At 60.6% G+C, this 525-nt stretch carries 1 protein-coding gene; it reads right to left on the bottom strand.

The genetic code is table 11. The features are described from left to right. On the bottom strand, positions 1–525 hold a 525-nt coding region (locus tag HL189_RS22550), incomplete at both ends, for a hypothetical protein (RefSeq protein ID WP_369135968.1).

The following is a 525-nucleotide window of genomic DNA, read 5'->3' on the forward strand; positions in this document are numbered from 1 at the left end:
TCAGAGAGCGTTCGCTTTCGCTTGGTTTGTAGGTCGTACCTTTACGGGACGCTTCCTGCTGCTTGTTGCGAACGGCCTGCGCCTCGCGCGCCTCTTTTTCCGCGCGCGCTTTCGCCGCGGCTTCTGCTCGCGCAATGCTGTTACGCAGTTTCGATTCGTTAGCGCGCATTTCGCTCAGCTGGCTCTGGCCTTCCTGAATGGAAGACTCAAGGCCGGACAGGGTTTTCTTACGCTCGTTGCGCGCCTGCTCCAGCTTCGCCTGCTGAGCCTGCTGATCGTAGAGTAACGTCTGCTGCTGGGTCTGCTTCTCTTCCAGCTCAGCTTTCTGGGTGGTGACCTCTTCGCGCGTCTGCTTCAGCTGCGCGATCGTCTCCTGACGCGCCTGGTTCAGGTAGCCAAAGTAGGCCTGCAGACGCTGGCCGCGCTGGCTCTCTTCCCCACTGAGGATCAGCTGAAGGCCGGTGTGTTCACCCTGACGAAACGCGGCGTCAAGCTGTGCGGCAAGATTGCGCTCCTGGGCATCAC

The sequence above is a fragment of the Modestobacter sp. I12A-02662 genome, assembly GCF_041028325.1.
Taxonomy (GTDB): Bacteria; Actinomycetota; Actinomycetes; order Mycobacteriales; family Geodermatophilaceae; genus Modestobacter.